At 33.3% G+C, this 17,074-nt stretch carries 14 protein-coding genes; 5 read left to right on the top strand and 9 right to left on the bottom strand.

The genetic code is table 11. From position 1 onward, the window contains the following. The first annotated feature begins 65 nt into the window (after nucleotides 1-65). On the top strand, nucleotides 66-569 hold the full coding sequence (locus tag RSE15_RS03605) for a hypothetical protein (protein ID WP_324069625.1): 504 nt from the start codon (nucleotides 66-68) through the stop codon (nucleotides 567-569). Between the two features lie 54 nt (nucleotides 570-623). On the opposite strand, the gene RSE15_RS03600 is transcribed toward RSE15_RS03605, so the two are convergent. Continuing rightward, nucleotides 624-1,178, bottom strand: coding sequence for a thioredoxin family protein (locus RSE15_RS03600; RefSeq protein ID WP_324069624.1), 555 nt, complete (start codon nucleotides 1,176-1,178; stop codon nucleotides 624-626). A gap of 171 nt (nucleotides 1,179-1,349) precedes the next feature. On the opposite strand from RSE15_RS03600, the gene RSE15_RS03595 reads away from it, so the two are divergent. Both RSE15_RS03595 and RSE15_RS03590 read left to right on the top strand, forming a co-directional pair. Then, nucleotides 1,350-2,369: a quinone-dependent dihydroorotate dehydrogenase gene (locus RSE15_RS03595; RefSeq protein WP_324069622.1), complete on the top strand. Its 1,020-nt coding sequence runs from the start codon at nucleotides 1,350-1,352 to the stop codon at nucleotides 2,367-2,369. Nucleotides 2,370-2,388: 19 nt separating this feature from the next. Continuing rightward, nucleotides 2,389-3,252, top strand: a complete 864-nt coding sequence (locus RSE15_RS03590) for a hydroxymethylglutaryl-CoA lyase (protein WP_324069621.1) — start codon at nucleotides 2,389-2,391, stop codon at nucleotides 3,250-3,252. Here RSE15_RS03590 and RSE15_RS03585 read toward each other — a convergent pair. Beyond that, a complete protein-coding gene (locus RSE15_RS03585; RefSeq protein WP_324069620.1) occupies nucleotides 3,249-5,750 on the bottom strand; it encodes a cation-translocating P-type ATPase in 2,502 nt (833 codons plus the stop codon). The genes RSE15_RS03590 and RSE15_RS03585 overlap by 4 nt on opposite strands. Nucleotides 5,751-5,864: 114 nt before the next feature. Between RSE15_RS03585 and guaB the strand changes: the two genes are divergently transcribed. Continuing rightward, a complete protein-coding gene (guaB, locus tag RSE15_RS03580; protein ID WP_324069619.1) occupies nucleotides 5,865-7,337 on the top strand; it encodes an IMP dehydrogenase in 1,473 nt (490 codons plus the stop codon). Nucleotides 7,338-7,413: 76 nt separating this feature from the next. Here guaB and RSE15_RS03575 read toward each other — a convergent pair whose 3' ends face one another. From RSE15_RS03575 to RSE15_RS03550, 6 genes are all read right to left on the bottom strand, one after another. Next, nucleotides 7,414-7,848, bottom strand: coding sequence for a CAP domain-containing protein (locus RSE15_RS03575; RefSeq protein WP_324069618.1), 435 nt, complete (start codon nucleotides 7,846-7,848; stop codon nucleotides 7,414-7,416). A 110-nt stretch (nucleotides 7,849-7,958) separates the two neighbouring features. Continuing rightward, nucleotides 7,959-10,259, bottom strand: a complete 2,301-nt coding sequence (locus RSE15_RS03570; RefSeq protein ID WP_324069617.1) for a CAP domain-containing protein — start codon at nucleotides 10,257-10,259, stop codon at nucleotides 7,959-7,961. 102 nt (nucleotides 10,260-10,361) lie between these two features. After that, nucleotides 10,362-12,596, bottom strand: coding sequence for a cation:proton antiporter domain-containing protein (locus RSE15_RS03565; protein WP_324069616.1), 2,235 nt, complete (start codon nucleotides 12,594-12,596; stop codon nucleotides 10,362-10,364). A gap of 71 nt (nucleotides 12,597-12,667) precedes the next feature. Then, on the bottom strand, nucleotides 12,668-13,447 hold the full coding sequence (locus RSE15_RS03560; RefSeq protein ID WP_324069615.1) for a polysaccharide deacetylase family protein: 780 nt from the start codon (nucleotides 13,445-13,447) through the stop codon (nucleotides 12,668-12,670). Nucleotides 13,448-13,460: 13 nt separating this feature from the next. Then, nucleotides 13,461-14,804 carry an adenylosuccinate lyase gene (purB, locus tag RSE15_RS03555; protein WP_324069614.1) on the bottom strand — a complete coding sequence of 448 codons (1,344 nt, stop codon included), beginning with the start codon at nucleotides 14,802-14,804 and terminating at the stop codon, nucleotides 13,461-13,463. A 56-nt stretch (nucleotides 14,805-14,860) separates the two neighbouring features. Continuing rightward, a complete protein-coding gene (locus RSE15_RS03550) occupies nucleotides 14,861-15,568 on the bottom strand; it encodes an SIR2 family NAD-dependent protein deacylase (RefSeq protein WP_324069613.1) in 708 nt (235 codons plus the stop codon). Between the two features lie 44 nt (nucleotides 15,569-15,612). Here RSE15_RS03550 and RSE15_RS03545 point away from each other — a divergent pair, with 44 nt between their 5' ends. After that, entirely contained in the window at nucleotides 15,613-16,290 is a 678-nt protein-coding gene (locus RSE15_RS03545) for a TrmH family RNA methyltransferase (protein WP_324069612.1), read from the top strand. On the opposite strand, the gene RSE15_RS03540 is transcribed toward RSE15_RS03545, so the two are convergent. Beyond that, the gene (locus RSE15_RS03540) at nucleotides 16,291-17,064 is read right to left on the bottom strand and encodes a carboxypeptidase-like regulatory domain-containing protein (RefSeq protein ID WP_324069611.1); all 774 of its coding nucleotides are present in this window, start codon (nucleotides 17,062-17,064) and stop codon (nucleotides 16,291-16,293) included. Nucleotides 17,065-17,074: the final 10 nt, after the last annotated feature.

Genomic DNA, 17,074 nt, shown 5'->3' with positions numbered 1-17,074 from the left:
GTATCCGTCAATTGGCGGATATTTTTTTGGTATTGTTTTTGTATTTTTACCAATAATTTAAGTATATGAAATTACAATTATCTTTTTTCTTTCTTCTTTTCACTTTGTTCTCCTTTGGACAAGTGCCACATTGTGGGTTTGATTTTACTTCGTATTTAGTCGTAAATGTTCATGAAGAAGGTAAGGCAGCTAATATTCCCGATTTAAAAATTACGTTGGTCAATGAAAAAGGAGAAGAAATCATCAACGAGAACAATAAATACAGTTGGAAATACGGAAACCAACCTTTAGTTTTTACGCGTAATAATTTAATTAGTAAGCCAAATGAGCCCGAAAAATGGTTTTTTCCTTATGCGGAAGATACTTATTTACTCTCGGTAACCAATACGTTTCCAGCAGAAGAAATCTTTATTAAAATTCAGGATACCAAAGGGAAGTTTAAAGAGCAATTAGTGCAACTTCAAGCCTTTAACATGTATATTTTGTGTTCAAGTGAAAATGAACGCCAAGCCAGAAGTTTCGGACCAAGAAGTAATAATCCGATTGAGGTGATTTTGGAGAGAAAATAAAGTGGTCAGTGTTCAGTATTCAGTTTTTAAATCAACTGACCACTGAATACTTTTCTACTTCCATTTAATATTACACCCAATACTCGGCTTCTGTTCTGGATTAATTAATCGATTCATCACCACTCCATCAATAGCGCTGCGTAAATCAGAACCACTTAAGGGAATGCCGTTCGCTGGTCGGCTATCGTCTAATTGTCCTCGGTAAACTAGCTTATTTTGATTATCGAAAAGATAAAAATCGGGCGTACAAGCAGCATCGTACGCTTTGGCTACTTCTTGTGTTTCATCATATAAATAAGGAAATTCAAATCCGTTTGCAAAGGCAAATTCGGTCATTAATTCAGGTGCATCTTGCGGATATTTCACTACATCATTGCTTGAAATCGCTACAAAACCAATACCCTGCACACGATAATCATTTACCACTTTTAGCACTTCTTCCATCACATGATGCACAAACGGACAGTGATTGCAGATGAACATGACAACCGTTCCTTTTTCACCTTTGCAATCAGCAAAAGTTTTAAAATCGGTAGCATTGGTATCTTTCAAGTTGAAATCAGGAGCAAGGGTGCTCAGTGGTAACATGTTAGAAGGAGTTTGAGCCATTATTAATTTAGAATTTAGAGGTTAGAATTTAGAAGTTTAGTCTTTTCACTTTTCACTTTTTACTTTTCACTTCCCTAATTATACGCACCAAATCTTTTATTGTTACAAAATGCGTCAATACTTTTTTTTGGAATGGCATTTTCTTACTTTTGCAGAACAACACAACATATTATGTACAAACTATTTATTCGTCCGTTACTTTTCTGTTTTGATCCAGAAAAAGTACATTATTTTACCTTTTCATTAATTTGTTTTTTGAATAAAATTCCAGGTTTTTCTAGTGTTTTTCAATCGCTTTACGAAGTAAAAGATGCTCGTTTAGAGCGTGAAGTTTTCGGAATTAAATTCAAAAACCCAGTGGGATTAGCAGCAGGATTTGATAAAGATGCGAAGTTATATCAAGAATTATCGAATTTCGGTTTCGGATTTATTGAAATTGGAACTTTGACACCAGTTGGACAAGTAGGAAATCCAAAAAAACGTTTGTTTCGCTTAAAAGAAGACAATGCAATTATCAACCGAATGGGGTTTAATAACGGCGGCGTTAAAGAAGCAGTGGAACGTTTGAAAAAAAATAAAGGCGTTTTAATCGGTGGAAACATCGGAAAAAATAAAGTCACGCCAAACGAAGAAGCAGTGAAGGATTACGAAATCTGTTTTGAGGCTTTGTTTACGTATGTTGATTATTTTGTGGTGAATGTGAGTTCACCAAACACACCAAATCTTCGCGAATTACAAGATAAAAAGCCTTTGACAGAATTATTACAAACGCTTCAAAATCAAAACAACGCAAAACCAAAACAAAAACCAATTTTACTAAAAATCGCTCCCGATTTAACAGATGAGCAACTTTTAGACATCATTGATATTGTAAATGAAACTAAAATTGCAGGCGTAATTGCTACAAACACTACGATTTCTCGCGAAGGTTTACAATCAGATAACAAATCAGAAATGGGTGGTTTATCTGGAAAACCATTAACCAAACGTTCTACAGAAGTGATTCGTTTTCTTTCGGAAAAAAGTAATAAGTCGTTCCCAATCATTGGAGTAGGAGGAATTCACACTGTTGATGATGCGATTGAAAAATTGAATGCTGGTGCAAGTTTAGTACAATTGTACACTGGATTTATTTACGAAGGTCCAGCTTTAGTGAAAGCAATCAACAAAAAGATTTTGGAAAACAGCTAAAATTTCTATCTTTGAAGCTATGAACGAAATCAAAATTATCGAGTGTCCACGCGATGCCATGCAAGGCATTAAACCTTTTATTCCAACCGAAAAAAAGGTGAAATACATCCAATCGTTGTTGCGTGTAGGCTTTGATACTATTGATTTTGGAAGTTTTGTGTCGCCAAAAGCGATTCCTCAAATGCAAGATACGGTTGAGGTTTTAGCACAACTGGATTTATCGGCAACGAATAGTAAATTATTAGCGATTATTGCCAATACACAAGGCGCTCAAAATGCTTCAATTCACAAAGAAATTCAATATTTAGGATTTCCCTTTTCGATTTCGGAGAACTTTCAAATGCGAAATACACATAAAACGATTGCTGAAAGTTTGGTGACCTTACAAGAAATTTTAGAAATTGCTGATAAATCGAATAAAGAAGTCGTGACCTATATTTCAATGGGTTTTGGAAATCCGTATGGAGATCCTTGGAATGTTGAAATCGTTGGCGAATGGACTGAAAAGTTAGCGAATATGGGTGTAAAAATCCTATCGCTTTCGGATACCGTTGGAAGTTCGACTCCAGAAGTAATTGATTATTTGTTTTCTAATTTGATTCCTAAATACCCAAACATTGAATTTGGAGCCCATTTACACACCACACTAGACAAATGGTTTGAAAAAATTGATGCGGCTTACAACGCAGGTTGTCGTCGTTATGATGGAGCGATTCAAGGTTTTGGCGGTTGTCCTATGGCAAAAGATGATTTAACAGGAAACATGCCTACAGAAAAATTATTGTCATATTTCACAACCAAAAGAGAAAACACGAATACCAGTCCAATGAGTTTTGAAAGTGCTTATAACGAAGCGACAAAATTATTTGGCGAGTTTCATTAAGCTGATTTTCTTCGCTTAAAAACTTTATAAATTTCTACCCAAAGTACAGAAATACTTCCCACTAAAACACTTATTCCTATTTGGGTTGCACTTACCATTTCAAATAAGAAGAAGTTGGAAAATGCAGGAATAAACAATAACAAGCCTGTTAGTAAAATGGTAATTCCAATAATTAATCCTACCAAATTATTTTTGTACCGAATCGTTTTAAAAATCGAATAATAAAACGAACGATTTGCTAATGTTAATACAATATTAGAAGTGATTAACGTTAAGAAAATCATAGTTCTAGTGCCGTTTTCAGTCATGTTTTCTCCTATGGCATATTGATAGATAAATAACAATCCTAATGTAATAACCAACCCTTGAATGATGCTGATAAGTACTTCTTTTAAGTTAAAGAAAGTTGTGGTTAGCGGTCTTGGTTTTTGTGCCATCAGATTATCTTCCATAGGTTCGTTTTCGTAGATGATAGAGCAGGTTGGTCCCATAATCATTTCTAAGAAAATGATGTGAACAGGTGTAAAAATATTCGGATAGATCCAACCTAAAGCCAATGGAATAAACACAATTAAGATAATTGGAATATGAATTGAAATAATATATTGAATAGCTTTTTTGAGGTTGATGTAAATTTTTCTTCCCATAGCGATGGCATCCGTCATTTTTTCAAAATCATCGTCTACGAGTATCAAATTGGCGGCTTGTTTGGCAATTTCAGTTCCTTTTTTACCCATGGCAATGCCTATATGTGCCGATTTCAAAGCGGGTCCGTCATTTACGCCATCACCTGTCATGGCTACAATTTGATTATTTGCTTTTAACGCTTGAATGATTTTAAGTTTGGCTTCCGGAAACATTCTGGTGAAAATAGCCGTTTTCATTACTTTTTCTTTCAAAGTAGCTTCATCCATTGCCATTAATTCGTCACCATTCAAGACTTTATCTGCATTTTTAAACCCAACTTGTTTAGCAATAGTAGAAGTGGTTTCGGCATTGTCACCCGTAACAATTTTTACTTGAATTCCTGCTTTGTAAAACGTTTCAAAAACCGCTTGAATATTGTGTTTTGGCGGATCGTAAAACGCTACTAATCCTTTGAAGTTGAATTTTATTTCTTGCTGAGTTTTCGGATAATCCGTTCCAGAAAAGTCAGAAACTCCCACGCCTAAAACTCGGAACCCTTTTTGCGTCATGGCTTTCATAGCATTCAAAACCTGATTTTTTTCAGTTTCACTCAAATGACTGACTTCGATTAATGCTTCAGGAGCACCTTTAGCCGCAATGATTTTTTTACCTGATTCGTTTTCAAAAACGTGCGTCATCATTGGTGGTTTTCCACTTAGCGGATATTCGTGAACCAATTTAAAAAGAGGTCGTTTGTCTTCGCTTTCAAATTTAGAATACGCTTCATGAATAGCAATTTCCATCGTATCAAACGGAATAGGCTCGCTCGACCACATGGCGTAATTCAAAACTTCTTCGGCTTCTATTGTTAATTTTTCTTTCGTATCAATAATCAAATCAGCATCAAAAAGATACAACTCGGCCAAACTCATTTTATTTTCAGTAATTGTTCCCGTTTTATCGGTACAAATTACGGTGGCACTTCCTAAGGTTTCAACCGTTTTGGTTTGTTTGGTAATGATGCCCATTTTTAGCAATCGCCAAGCACCAAGAGCCATAAAAGTGGTAAATGCTACTGGAATTTCCTCAGGAATAACACTCATTGCCAAGGTTAGCGCTTTTAATAAACTATCTAAAACCAATCTGGAGTTATAGTAATTTATCGCCCAAACGATTCCGAAAATCACCAAACCGATAATTGACATTTTGGTAACGAAATTGTTGATTTGGATTTGCAGAGGTGTTTTTTCTTCTTCAATTGCATTCAAACTGGCCCCAATTTTTCCTAATTGTGTTTTATTTCCAATTGAAGTTATTTCGCAAATTGCTAAACCCGAAGCTACAATTGTACCTTGAAATACTTGTTTGTTTTCGGATTCATTTGATTTAAAAATCGATAAAGATTCGCCTGTTAAAATGGATTCGTTCACTGAAAAATCATTGGATGAAAGAATAATTCCGTCTGCAGGAATGAAAGCGCCTTCTTCCAGCTGAACACAATCGCCAATTACAATTTCCTCGGTTGGAATTTCGATGATTGAACTATTTCGAATGACTTTACATTTCGGTTGGGATAATTTTTTTAAAGCTTCAATCGCATTCCGACTTCTGGATTCTTGAAAAACAGAAATAGCAATGACAAAAACAATCGCAATAGCCATAAAAATTCCATCACCATAATCTCCAGTTATAAAATAAACACTTGTTGCGGTAAACAATAAAAGAAACATGGGTTCCTTAACAATGTCTAATAATGAAGTTAAAAAATGGTTTTTTCTAGTATGTTCAACGGAGTTAGTGCCGTGTTTTTTTGCGGATTCTAATACTTCTAAATCAGTTAAACCTGTACTTATTTTTTTAGAATTGTTCATTGTAGTTGAAATATTATTTAGGCAAGTTACATAATTTATTCATAAAAGTAATAGATTATTTGCTTAAGATTTACTATATTTGCACGCAATTTAACAACAACTACAAATTGCACCATGAAAGCACACACAACTAAAATCGTTGGCGAAGGACTTACATACGACGATGTTTTGCTTATTCCAAATTATTCAGAAATTTTACCACGTGAAGTTAGTATTCAATCGAAGTTTTCGAAAAATATTACTTTGAATGTTCCTATCGTTTCCGCAGCAATGGATACGGTTACCGAAAGTTCTATGGCAATTGCTATGGCGCAAGAAGGTGGAATTGGAGTGTTACATAAAAACATGACGATTGAGCAACAAGCAGCGAAAGTAAAGAAAGTAAAACGTGCAGAAAGCGGTATGATTATCGATCCAGTAACGTTGCCTTTAACAGCAACTGTGGGTGATGCGAAAATGGCGATGAAAGAATTTAGTATTGGCGGAATTCCAGTAGTTGATGAAAACGGAATTTTAAAAGGAATTGTTACCAATAGAGATTTACGTTTCGAAAAAATAAATACGCGTTCTATTTTAGAAGTGATGACTTCCGAAAATTTAGTAACGGCTGCTCAAGGCACTACTTTGCAAGAAGCTGAAGGAATTCTTCAAGAAAATAAAATTGAAAAATTGCCAGTAGTTGATAACAATAATAAATTAGTAGGTTTAATTACCTTTAGAGATATTACCAAATTAACGCAAAAACCAATTGCTAATAAAGATAGATTTGGTCGTTTACGTGTAGCTGCTGCTTTGGGCGTAACAGCTGATGCTGTTGAAAGAGCAACGGCTTTAGTACATGCTGGTGTTGACGCTGTAATTATTGATACCGCTCACGGACATACAAAAGGGGTGGTTGATGTGTTAAAAGCAGTAAAAGCAAAATTCCCAGAATTAGATGTAGTTGTTGGAAACATTGCTACTCCAGAAGCAGCATTATATTTAGCTCAAAACGGAGCTGATGCGGTGAAAGTTGGAATTGGACCAGGTTCTATTTGTACGACGAGAGTTGTGGCAGGTGTTGGATTTCCTCAATTTTCAGCAGTTTTAGAAGTTGCTGCGGCTTTAAAAGGAACAGGAGTTCCAGTGATTGCAGATGGTGGAATTCGTTATACAGGAGATATTCCAAAAGCGATTGCTGCGGGAGCTGATTGTGTAATGTTAGGTTCGTTATTAGCAGGAACAAAAGAATCACCAGGCGAAACGATTATTTTTGAAGGCAGAAAATTCAAATCATACCGTGGAATGGGTTCTGTGGAAGCGATGCAAGAAGGTTCAAAAGACCGTTATTTCCAAGATGTAGAAGATGATGTTAAGAAATTAGTTCCAGAAGGAATTGTTGGTCGCGTACCATACAAAGGAGAATTAAACGAAAGTATGCAACAATTCATCGGTGGTTTAAGAGCCGGAATGGGGTATTGTGGAGCAAAAGATATTCCAACCTTACAAGAAAACGGCCGTTTTATTAGAATTACAGCAAGTGGTATTGGCGAAAGTCACCCACACAATGTAACGATTACAAAAGAAGCTCCGAATTATTCGAGATAATTTTTTAAGTTTTCAGTGATCAGTCGCAGTTAGCAGTAAAAATGGAAACCTGATAGTTATAAGCTATCAGGTTTTTTTATTTTGCGCCAAACATTTGCACCGCATAAATTTTCTTATTTTCCCAATCGATACTAAAACTGATTTCAGTATAAAAATATTGATGGTCTAAAATGTTTTTTAAATGATTTGGTGATTTCTTCCACAGATTGAACATTTTTAAGGCTAAAGTGTCTAAGTCAGTTTCAGTATAAATTTGGTCTTTAATTCCTGTGAATAATAAGTTTTCACCCACTAATACAAACGAATTTCCACCATAAAAGTAAACACGAACTTTCGGAGTTTCCTTTTTTGCATCTGTTTGTTCATGTGATAAAGTTTGTGTTTTTGCAATGTATTTAGCATGGTCGTCAGCTGCTTTTTTCAAATGAACATCCAAACCAAGTAATTTTCTGTCGTTATTGGAACGTTCTTCGTTTACCAATTGATATACTTTTGTTTTCAGTTTTTCCAAATCAATTTTGTTTTGATTTTGACTGAAACTAAATGTGGATATGAATATTAAAAACAGGTTGATTTGGGTTTTCATGTTAGTTGGAGATTTTTTACAATAACTCGTTTAAGTTACAGATTATTGCATTTTTTACAGAAATCTGATTTAATTAGTTCATTTCTCAAAAGATTGAAATTTTCTTTTTGCCATTCGCACCATTCTTTTTTATTCAGTTGATAGACTTTGTTTAAAATTTGTTGATTGGTTTTTACATCGTTTTCATCAAAGAAAAGAGTAGCAGTTTGCGCTAATAATAATGCTTCTTCTTTTGAAAATGTAGGCTTATTCATTTCGGCTTTGAGTAAAGTAATACTATAACTATAAACACTCCAATGATTGACAAATAAAGCTAAATTAATCCTATCTTCTTTTGTTTTTATGTTCGATTTAAAGCTCATGTAAACTCTATCGAAATATTGCTTGATATTTTTATAATCGTTGATATGATTGCTATAATAGAGTAAAATATAATCGAAATTGGATTGAAGCTTTTTATTTTCTTTAAATGTTAGGAACTTGTTTTCTATTGACGCCGGTTTACTAACATTGGTTAGTTTAGAAATATTAACATCCCATTTTTCAAGTAATTCGCTATTTATTCTACAATAAAGAATCAATAAGTTTAGTTGTACGTTTTTTGGTAAAGTATCAAATTTTTCTAACCAAATTTTCAGAAATTGAGTCGTTTTAAAATAATCTTGATTGAAATTTTTACAGATTACTGCCGTAGCATTTTGAACTAATTTAGGATTTGTTTTAATTTCATTAAAAACCATTTCATCAAAAATACTCAAACTATATTCCGAAGTATACAATTTTGAAAGCGCCAAATTCGCCTTTTTATATTCCTTATCATAAATAGCAGTTTTTAGATTTAAGTCATATAAAGTGCTAAAATAATCTTCATTCGACAACGAATCTTTATTAATTTCTCCATAATAATTGACAACTAATTTAGAAACTCTTTGATCATTTAGATACGTTTCAAAATCTTTGTTTTTTATATTTATGTAATCTCTAATTTCATTTTTGGGTTTACTGGCTAAATATTCCATGTTTTCCATAGCTAATTGAATGTAGCATTTTTCCCAATTTTCTTCCGCTATTACTAAAGAAGGTTTTAGTTTTATATTTAAAGAATCTTTTGCAAATTTTTCGATAGCAATTGCTCTATCAGTGTGTAATTTTTTGTTAGAAATTTCATTTCCTTCCACGGAACTATAACTATAAATTTGAGTTGAATGTACTTTGTTATAATATTTATAGTAGAATTCATTTTTTGATTTTATTTTATTTTTATCAAATTCAAATAAAATTACATCAGTGAACAAAATGCCTTTATTACTCAAACTAGCATCATTTGTTAATTCAATGATTGGTTCTAAAGGAAATAAATCAATGGTTTTTGATTTTATTTGTAAAGGCACAACATATTCGCAAGCACAATTATCAAAAATCAAAATTACATTAGCTACAATTTCTTTACCGATAAGATGATTGGGAACTTTTCCAACTTTAGTGATTAACTTGTATTCGTTTTGAGCGGTGTTGTTTTTTAATAATTCTTCTCTGTAAATAGGTTCTGACATGACGCCATCATAAATTGGAGAGACGTCAAAAGTGTTAGGCTTGTTGCAACTCATTTGTTCTTTTTCAACAAAATCAATTGCAATTCCATCTCTTGGTTCAGAAAACATCAATTCAAATTTCTTTTTATCATGATAATACAGAATAACATTATCGCCCTCTATTGCAATGCTATTTCCGATATGTAATTTAGTTCCAAAATCAATTGGTCTACATTTTTTATTTTTTTCTTCAACTCCAAATGCATTTTCAGATAGTTGATTTGGTATTTGAATTCCTTTTATACCAAAAACATTAGTAGCATAAATCCTATTTCTCTTTGAATCAATAAAAAAACCTAAATCGGCTGCATCAAAATTTTTGTTAATGATGTTTTTGTAGTGAGGTGGCGAATTTTTCCATTGATTAAAAATAGTTTGAGCTAGCTTATTCAACTCTTTATCGCTATATTTTTCTTTTTTTACAGAAGTGAATAGAATATTTTCTCCAAATCCGCTAAACTTTTTACCACCATAAAAAGAAACTCTGTCACTTGGATTCTTCATTTTTACATCTTTTTGTTCGTGAGATAAAAAGCCTAATTTCTTTAGATATAGACTATGATCTTCAGCAGCTTTAAGAAGAAAAGTATCTTTTTCGAATTCTTTTAATTTTAGTGATTTTCTGTGATTGTTTATTAAAATAGTAACTTTTGAATTTAATTTTTCAAAGTCGATTTCAATTTCTTCTTGAGAAAAAAGTGAAATGGAAAACAAAAATGATATAAAGAAGAAAAGTTTGCTCATAAATTTTGGTTTGATATCTAGATTAATGCCAATTTTCATGCCAAAATAATCCAAGAGATTCCTTCGGAATGACAAAGTTGTGGATAACCGAATACTAAAGAATTACCCTTTCAAAAACTCATTAATCTTTTTCCGATCACCGGCAATCCATAAAATATCATCAGATTCTAAAATCCAGTGTGATTCTGGGTTTAGAATACGTTTTCCGTTGCGTTCGATGCCTACAATGATGCCATGCGTTTTCTCTCTAATTTGCGAATCTCGGATACTTTTTCCGATACAAACTCGGTTTTTAAGCTCTAATTGTTGTAGAATGATGTCTTCTTTAACTAGCGTTTCAGGCGCGTCGATTTCGTTTTTATCCAAATAGTTTTTAAATAACTTTACTTGTTCATCGGTACCAATAATGTTGATTTCATCACCCGGAAATAGTCGCTCGGTTCGAATAGGAATATTAATCGTAATCTCACCACGTTTTATAGAGGCAATATTGATTCCAAATTGCTCTCTGATTTTCAATTCGTCTAGGGTTTTACCTGCTAAATTAGAGGCTGTTGCAATTACAAAATCAGCCATGTGTCCGTCCCAAGGCGAAAGTACATTTTGGCGTTTACTTTGTTTGGTAATTTCTCTGTCGTTGAAGTTTTTTATGAAATGACTCTCTATTTTATTGTAGAAGGCATGTAATTTTTTTGGAAATAAAATATATAAAACAATTCCAATTACTAAAGCTATAAATGCAATAACAGGTGAGAAAAATTCATTCAATACAAATCCCATATAAAAAAGGGATAATGCAATTCTAAAAAAGACCAAAACAATAATTGGACCTTGATATTTTCTTACTTTCATTAATTCTTGTACTTGTTCCACTGCTACTCTTCGCAACGATAATGCCCACAAAAAAGGAGATAAAATAACAACTGTTATTAAAGCAGCAGTAGCATTCCCAAATCGAGAAGCTGAAACTAAAGGCAAAATATATTTCGATGAAAGTAGAATAATCGCAACAATAATTATTGAGTGAATTATTACCTGAGTTAAGTAAGCACGAAGTACAATTTGCCAAGTACTCACCGATTTAATGGCTTCGGTATTGGCGCTGTAGCGTTCTATTCTTTTTACCCAACGTCTTGGTAGTTTTTTTTCTAAAAAGACGGATAAAGGCGTTGAAAATTTCACCATGAAAGGTGTTGTAAAGGTGGTGATGGCTGAAACCGCAACTACTATTGGATATAAGAAATCGCTCGTCACATTTAACGTCATTCCTAATGTGGCAATGATGAACGAAAACTCTCCAATTTGCGATAAACTCATTCCGGTTTGTATGGATTGTTTCAACGGTTGTCCCGAAAGTAAAGCGCCAATGGTCGAAGAAAGGGATTGTCCAAGAATCACTACTAAAGTTAGAATTCCAACAGGAAATGCATATTTCATCAACATTTCAGGATCAATTAACATTCCGACCGATACGAAGAAAACCGCACCAAATAAATCTTTTACTGGTTTTACCAAATGTTCAATGTGTTCGGCTTGCGTGGTTTCTGCAATAATCGAACCCATGATAAACGCACCAAGAGCAGGCGAGAAGCCTACATTAGCTGCAAAAAGCACCATCAATAAACACAAAGCCAACGAAACGATTAGTAACATTTCATCGGTTAAAAGGTGTTTTGCTTTTTTAAGTAAAGTTGGAATGAAGAAAATTCCCGCTACAAACCAAATGGTTAAAAAGAAAATTAATTTTAAAACGGATTGAAACAATTCAGTACCCGAAAACTGCTGACTTACAGCAACTGTTGACAATAGAACCATCATTAAAATGGCTAAAATATCTTGAACGATTAACGCTCCAATTACATTTCCGGCGAATTTTTGTGTTTTTACACCTAACTCGTCAAAGGTTTTTAAGATAATTGTAGTGGAAGAAATGGATAAAATTACGCCTAAAAATAAACTGTTCATTTTGCCCCAATCCATCATTTGTCCTACGAAATACCCCAAAGCTACCATAGTGATAATTTGGGTCAACGCTGTGATGGAAGCCGTTCCGCCGACTTTCATTAGTTTTTTAAAACTAAATTCGAGTCCTAAACTAAATAAGAGGAATATGACGCCAATTTCTGCCCAAACTTTTACACTGTTCATGTCTTTCACAGTTGGAAAAAAATCAAATTCACTTCCAGCTAAAAATCCCGCGACCAAATATCCTAAAACCAACGGTTGTTTTAAGATTCTAAAAATGAGTACTGCAATGGCTGCAGTGACTAAAATTAGACCTAAATCGCTAATTAAATTGGGTAAATGAACAGTGGAAGCAGTGAGCAATATGGGCATAGAATTGAATTTTTACTAAAATAGTGAAAAGTGGTCGGTTTTCAAAATTTCAATTCTTTATGCGCTCAATTTTATTGTTTTTTTAACGAATTTAGTTCTTGAAGCGTGTAAAATTTCATTTGGTTTGAAACCACAAATTGACAAATCATTTCTAATGTTTTCAGATCTACTTCATACTCATTTGTAGCTTTATCAACAGGCTTGTGTCCGTAGAAAACCACTATTTTATTATGTTTTTTAGCGTAATTTAAAACTTTAGTAATGTAATTCAGACTAAAATGCTCGTAATTACTGTCGATTCCAATTCCGTTTGCAAGTCGAGTTCCGTTGTAGAAATTAGCGTTATCGGCTACTTTTTTGCCGCCTTTTGCTGTGCCTCTGATGATATTGAAATGTTTTTGTAATTCGTAGTCTAACGTTTGTGTTTTGGCTCCAAAAGGATAAGCAAACGATTTAATTTCGATACCTTCTTTTTTGAATGCTTCGATTAAAGGAAAAATTTCAACTATTAAGTATTGCTGTTTATTATTTTTCTTAGTGAATTCTTTTGCATTGAGATGACGAAATCCGTGACCAGCAATTTCGTGCCCTTTGTTTTGAAGTTCTTTTAGGTTAGAAATATCATTAGCCGAAAGTTTTTCAAAATTACTCACGCAAAATGTGGCTTTCCAATTGTATTTTGTGAGTTGAACATCCGCTTCTTTCCATTCGTTTACGAAGTAATCGTCAAAGGTAATAACGACACCTGCTTTGGAATTTGTGGTTGGGGTTTTGGTAGACGAACAAGAATAAAAGAAAAAACCTATCAGTAAACTAAAGCAAATGAGTTTTATACTGATAGGTTTTGGCATGTTTTAGAAGGAATTAAATCCCCAAATAATTACTCGGTGTAATTTGCATCAATTCAGCTCTAACTTCTTCAGAAACTTTTAAAGTTCCAATGAAATTATGAATTGCTTCTTTGTTGATTAGAGTGTTTGTTCTGGTTAAGTCTTTCAAAACTTCATACGGATTTGGATAACCTTCACGACGTAAAATTGTTTGAATTGCTTCAGCAACCACCGCCCAATTTTTCTCTAAATCTTCTGCAAATTTTTCTTCATTTAATAATAATTTGTTCAAGCCTTTCAGAGTAGCTTCAAATGCGATTAAAGTGTGTCCCATTGGAACCCCAATATTACGTAAAACAGTACTATCAGTTAAATCGCGTTGTAATCTTGAAAGTGGTAATTTTGCGGAAAGATGTTCGAAAATCGCATTGGCAATTCCTAAATTTCCTTCCGAATTTTCAAAATCAATCGGATTAACTTTATGTGGCATCGCCGAAGAACCAATTTCTCCTGCTTTGATTTTTTGTTTGAAATAATCCATTGAAACGTACGTCCAAATATCTCTATCCAAGTCGATTAAAATCGTATTGATGCGTTTTAAAGCATCGAAAAAGGCTGCAAAATGGTCGTAATGTTCAATTTGTGTCGTTGGAAACGAATGGTGTAATCCTAAACTGTTTTCTACAAAATCACTTCCAAATTTTCTCCAATCGGTGTTTGGATAGGCTACTTTGTGTGCGTTGTAATTTCCGGTGGCACCACCAAATTTAGCTGCAAAAGGAACATTGAATAACAAACGCATTTGTTCTTCTAAACGTTCTACAAAAACTAAAATTTCTTTTCCTAAACGAGTAGGAGAGGCTGGTTGTCCGTGGGTTCTAGCTAACATTGGAATGTCTGACCATTCCATTGCTAATTCTTTTAATTTTGCAATCACGCTTACTAAACCAGGTAAATATACATTTTCAAATGCTTCTTTTGTCGAAAGTGGAATTGCTGTATTATTAATATCTTGAGAAGTCAATCCGAAATGAATAAACTCTTTGTAATCTTGTAATCCTAAACCGTCGAATTTCGATTTGATGAAATATTCCACTGCTTTTACATCGTGATTCGTTGTTTTCTCAGTTTCTTTAATCCAAAGTGCATCTTCAGTAGAAAAATTTTTGTAAATAGCTCTTAAAGAATCGTAAATCGATTTGTCAATTTTGGATAATTGAGGTAAATCAGCTTCGCGCAAAGCAATAAAGTATTCAACCTCTACCAAAACACGGTATTTAATTAAGGCTTCTTCAGAAAAATAAGGAGATAATGAAATAGTTTTGCTTCTATAACGACCATCAATTGGCGAAATAGCGTTTAATTCTGTTAATTGCATTTTGTTGTGTGTTGTTTAAAGAAGTGCAAATATAATAAGAAGTTAGAAGTTAGAAGTTAGAAGTCAGAAGTTTTTTGGATTGAATTTACCAATTCCTCTTTTACAATTTTCATTCCTTCAACTGCGGTCAAGGGTAAGACTTTCAGTTCGTTTGGTAAATCATAAATCGTAGCTGGTTTTGGATCAATATAATAAACAGGAACGTTTTGGTTTACATAATTCATTAATCCAGCCGCAGGATATACTTGTAACGAAGTCCCAATAATAATCAAAATATCAGCGGTTTCTACAATATCAATAGCGTGTTCAATCATGGGAACATCTTCACCAAACCAAACAATATGCGGTCTCAATTGATTACCTTCTAAATCAAAATCACCTAAGTTTAAATCGTGTTTCCAATCTAGAACAAAGTTTTCATTAAAAATACTTCTTACTTTTAATAATTCGCCATGCAAATGAACGACTTTATTACTTCCGGCTCTTTCGTGTAAATCGTCAACGTTTTGGGTTATGATATGAATATCGAAATGTTCTTCTAATTCGGCTAAGATTTCGTGTGCTTTATTGGGTTTTACGGTTAAGAGTTGGGCTCTTCTTTTGTTGTAAAAGTCTAAGACTAATTCAGAATTTTTATTCCAACCAATAGGTGAGGCCACTTCCATAATATCGTGACCTTCCCATAAACCATCAGCATCACGGAAGGTTTTGATGCCGCTTTCGGCGCTAATTCCAGCTCCTGTTAGTACTACAATTTTTTTCATAGCCCAATTTTCTTTTTCTTTGTAGTAAATTTAATAAAAAAAACATGAGTTTTTCTAATCATGCGCTTTTAGAATATTTAGAAGGGTTTATTACCGAAAATCGAAAGGAAGGTTTTTTGAGGGTATTGAAGAATAGAACCAAACATTTTACCATTGCAATGGAAGATGTGTATCAATTGCATAATACGAGTGCGGTAATGCGTAGTTGTGAGGTTTTTGGAATTCAAGAATTAAATGTTGTTGAAGAAAAATTCGGAAAACGTATTGATACTGAGATTGCAATGGGCGCTCAAAAATGGGTGGATGTGAATCGCTTCAATTCGGTGCAAAGTTGTATTGATGAAATGAAAAACAAAGGATATCAAATCATTGCTACAACTCCACATAATGATTCCTGTATGTTGCATGAGTTTAATATTTCTAAGCCTTCTGCCTTATTTTTTGGGACAGAACGTAATGGTTTATCAGAAGAAGTAATAAATCAAGCTAATGGATATTTGAAAATTCCGATGGTTGGATATACTGAAAGTTTGAATATTTCGGTTTCAGCAGCGATTATTATTCAAGATATAACAAATCGTTTGCGTCAATCGGATATTAATTGGCAATTAACGGAAGTAGAAGTTTTAGAAAAACGTTTGGATTGGACACGAAAATCGATAAAAGATATTGATTTTATTGAACAAAAGTTTTATGAATTGAAAAAGAATGATTCTGAATAACTATTTATTCTTTTTTAGAATTTTATATTCTTCATAACAAGCACTTATTGCATCCATTATCTGTAAATCATTAGCTGTTTGAATAAAATATTCTGAATAGTTACAGTTTTGAAGAATTAATGGGATATCATCTTTACTTATTTCTAATAAAGCGGCAAGTGTTTCTCGGTCAAATTTGGTAGCTAAAAGATTCCGAACAGTATCATCTTTCTTCATTTCTTTTAGTTTCTTCATTTCTTTCGGTCGTTTACCAAAAATATTGTAAAGAAAATCGGTTGGATTTGATATAGAACCTAGAATTTTAGCAATTGCTCCTGGGTTATAAGTGCCGCTTTCATACCCTGCAGGAAGTCCAGATATACTGTATCGATAAGAATCATCGGCAACCGGAATTAATCGCGTATCGACTTCTACATATCCTGTTAAATTGTATTTAGCCACCACAACTTCGTCTAATACGTAGGCTTTTTCGCTTAAATAAATTTTTGTAGGGTTGTTTCTTATCCAGTCGTTAGTTACTTTTACTTTAACTGTTTCATAACCTAGGTAAGAAAATAATAAGGTGTCGTTTACTTTTGCTTCAATTTCAAATGTACCACTCGGATTACTTATACTACCTTTAACACGAGTTGTATTAATAATGTGGACATTACTCATTGGAAGTTTTGTTTCATTATGAATAACGGTTCCTTTTAGATTCTTTACAAGAGAATCGTTTTGAGAAAAGCTACTATATGAAATTAGTACAAAAAGAAAAACTACAAAATATCTCATCCTTTAATTT

Origin of the sequence: Flavobacterium sp., from assembly GCF_035195345.1 — a bacterium.
Taxonomy (GTDB): Bacteria; Bacteroidota; Bacteroidia; order Flavobacteriales; family Flavobacteriaceae; genus Flavobacterium.
The sequence above is the reverse complement of the archived record's forward strand: the minus strand, read 5'-3'. Positions and strand labels throughout refer to the sequence as shown.

What these genes read in the sequence shown, in the direction of transcription:
- RSE15_RS03605 (WP_324069625.1), top strand. Translation starts at nt 66, where the DNA reads ATGAAATTACAATTATCTTTTTTCTTTCTTCTTTTCACTTTGTTCTCC.
- RSE15_RS03600 (WP_324069624.1), bottom strand. Translation starts at nt 1,178, where the DNA reads ATGGCTCAAACTCCTTCTAACATGTTACCACTGAGCACCCTTGCTCCT.
- RSE15_RS03595 (WP_324069622.1), top strand. Translation starts at nt 1,350, where the DNA reads ATGTACAAACTATTTATTCGTCCGTTACTTTTCTGTTTTGATCCAGAA.
- RSE15_RS03590 (WP_324069621.1), top strand. Translation starts at nt 2,389, where the DNA reads ATGAACGAAATCAAAATTATCGAGTGTCCACGCGATGCCATGCAAGGC.
- RSE15_RS03585 (WP_324069620.1), bottom strand. Translation starts at nt 5,750, where the DNA reads ATGAACAATTCTAAAAAAATAAGTACAGGTTTAACTGATTTAGAAGTA.
- guaB (WP_324069619.1), top strand. Translation starts at nt 5,865, where the DNA reads ATGAAAGCACACACAACTAAAATCGTTGGCGAAGGACTTACATACGAC.
- RSE15_RS03570 (WP_324069617.1), bottom strand. Translation starts at nt 10,259, where the DNA reads ATGAGCAAACTTTTCTTCTTTATATCATTTTTGTTTTCCATTTCACTT.
- RSE15_RS03565 (WP_324069616.1), bottom strand. Translation starts at nt 12,596, where the DNA reads ATGCCCATATTGCTCACTGCTTCCACTGTTCATTTACCCAATTTAATT.
- RSE15_RS03560 (WP_324069615.1), bottom strand. Translation starts at nt 13,447, where the DNA reads ATGCCAAAACCTATCAGTATAAAACTCATTTGCTTTAGTTTACTGATA.
- purB (WP_324069614.1), bottom strand. Translation starts at nt 14,804, where the DNA reads ATGCAATTAACAGAATTAAACGCTATTTCGCCAATTGATGGTCGTTAT.
- RSE15_RS03550 (WP_324069613.1), bottom strand. Translation starts at nt 15,568, where the DNA reads ATGAAAAAAATTGTAGTACTAACAGGAGCTGGAATTAGCGCCGAAAGC.
- RSE15_RS03545 (WP_324069612.1), top strand. Translation starts at nt 15,613, where the DNA reads ATGAGTTTTTCTAATCATGCGCTTTTAGAATATTTAGAAGGGTTTATT.
- RSE15_RS03540 (WP_324069611.1), bottom strand. Translation starts at nt 17,064, where the DNA reads ATGAGATATTTTGTAGTTTTTCTTTTTGTACTAATTTCATATAGTAGC.